Origin of the sequence: Micromonospora sp. MH33 (assembly GCF_003013775.1) — a bacterium.
Taxonomy (GTDB): Bacteria; Actinomycetota; Actinomycetes; order Mycobacteriales; family Micromonosporaceae; genus Micromonospora; species Micromonospora fulviviridis.
The window spans coordinates 1-2,370 of record NZ_MUYZ01000544.1 but is presented as its reverse complement, the minus strand read 5'-3'; the positions used below and the strand labels follow the sequence as shown (position 1 = coordinate 2,370).

Annotated in this window: 1 protein-coding gene; it reads left to right on the top strand. The window is 77.6% G+C overall.

What is annotated here, in order from left to right:
• Window positions 1-2,370, top strand: a 2,370-nt coding sequence (locus B0E53_RS35555; protein ID WP_146167943.1) for an acyltransferase domain-containing protein, incomplete at both ends; no start/stop codon positions are given.

The following is a 2,370-nucleotide window of genomic DNA, read 5'->3' as shown; positions in this document are numbered from 1 at the left end:
GCTGGCCCGGCAGGCCCGCCGCTGGGCCGACCGGTTCGCCGCACCCGACCAGCCCCGGCTCGCCGACGTCGGCTGGACCTCGCTGACCGCCCGTACGGCGCTGGAGCACCGGGCGGTCCTGCTCGCGGCCGACCACGCCGAGCTGGCCGCCGGGCTGCGCGCTCTCGCCGTCGGCGAGCCCACCGACGCCGTGGTCACCGGCCGCGCCACCGACCGGGGCGCCGTCGCGGTGCTCTTCTCCGGTCAGGGCGCGCAGCGCGCCGGCATGGGCCGGGAGCTGTACGGGACGTTCCCGGTGTTCGCCTCGGCGCTGGACGAGGTGTGCGCGCACCTGGACCCGCTGCTGCCGCAGCCGTTGACGACGGTGCTGTTCGCCGACGCGGGAACGCCGGAGGCGGACCTGCTGGACCAGACCGTCTACACCCAGGCGGGCCTGTTCGCCGTCGGGGTGGCGCTGTTCCGTCTCGTCGAGTCGTTCGGCGTCGTGCCGGATCACGTCGGTGGGCATTCGATCGGGGAGATCACCGCGGCGTACGTCGCGGGCGTGCTGTCCCTCGCGGACGCGTGCGCCCTCGTGGCGGCGCGGGGCCGGTTGATGCAGGCGTTGCCGGCCGGCGGTGGGATGCTCGCGGTCGCCGCGCCGGAGGCTGACGTCCTGCCGACGCTGGCCGGGCTGACCGACCGGCTCGGCATCGCGGCCGTCAACGGACCCGACGCCGTCGTGGTCTCCGGCGACCTGGACGCGGTGGACGAGACGGAACGGACCTGGCGGGCGCGGGGCGTCCGTACCCGCCGCCTGGCGGTGAGCCACGCGTTCCACAGTCCGTTGATGGAGCCCATGCTGGCCGAGTTCCGGACCGTGCTGGAGGGGTTGACGTTCCGCGCGCCGCTGCTGCCGGTGGTGTCCAACGTGACCGGTGCGCCGGTGGACCCGCAGGAGCTGACCCGGGTCGACTACTGGGTGCGGCACGTCCGCGAGGCGGTCCGCTTCGCCGACGGGGTGACCGCCCTGCGGGACGCGGGCGTCGACACGTTCCTGGAGATCGGCCCGCAGAGCGTCCTCACCGCGCTGATCCGCGAGACGCTGACCGGGGACGCCCACGCCGTCGCGACCCAGCGCCGGGGCCGTCCCGAGGCGCGCGCCCTGCTCACCGGGCTGGCGGAACTCTTCGCCGCCGGTGTCGCCGTCGACTGGGCCCCGGTCTTCGCCGGCGCCGCCGCCACCCGGGTGGACCTGCCCACGTACGCCTTCGCCGGGGACCGGTTCTGGCTCCGGCCCGCCGGGCGCACCTCGGACGTCTCCCGCGCCGGCCTCGGCGCGGCCGGCCACCCGCTGCTGGCCGCCGCCGTCCGGCTGGCCGGCGAGGACGCCGCCGTGCTGACCGGCCGGCTGTCGCTGTCGGCCCAGCCGTGGCTCGCCGACCACGTGGTGGCCGGCCAGGTCATCGTCCCCGGCACCGCGCTCGTGGAGCTCGTGCTGCGGGCCGGCGAAGAGTTCGGCCCCTGCCAGGTACGCGAACTGACCATCGCCGCGCCGCTGGTGCTCCCCGCGCAGGGCGCGGTGCGGGTCCAGGTCCGGGTCGGCCCGCGCGACGAGGCCGGCTGGCGCCCCGTCGCCGTGCACGCCCAGCCCGACCACGACCCGGACGGCGACTGGCTGCGGCACGCCGAGGGCGTGCTCACCGCCGCCGACCCGGCCGACGACAGCGGCCTCGGCGCGTGGCCCCCGGCGGGCGCCGTCGAAGCCGACCTCACCGGCTGGTACGACGCCCTCGCCGGCCACGGCATGACCTACGGGCCGGTGTTCCAGGGCCTGCGGCGGGCCTGGACCGACGGCGACGACACGGTCTACGCCGAGGTGGCCCTGCCGCCGGCCGGCCCCGACGGAGTCGCCGGGTTCGGCGTGCACCCCGCCCTGCTCGACGCCGCGCTGCACCCGACCGGCCTGCTGCCGGGCGACGGGACCACCGGGCCGAAGGCACCCTTCGCCTTCACCGGCGTCCAGGTCCACGCCGTCGGCGCGGACACCCTGCGGGTCCGGCTCACCCGGGCCGGCACGGCGGTGCGGCTGCTCGCCGTGGACCACACCGACCGGCCCGTGGTGTCCATCGACTCGCTCGTGCTGCGCGACCTGACCAGCGTCGACCCGCCGGCGGCCACCCAGGCCGCCCGGTCGCTGTTCCGGGTGGCCTGGCAGGCCGAACCGCTCACCCCCGTCCAGCCGCCCGCCACGGCGGTGCTCGGCGCGCCGGTGCCCGCCCTGGCCGACACGCCCGCCTACCCGGGGGTCGCCGAGCTGGTCACCGCCGGCGGCGTACCCCGGCTGGTGCTGCTGCCCGTGCCCGCGACGCCGGCCGCACCGGCGGCGGG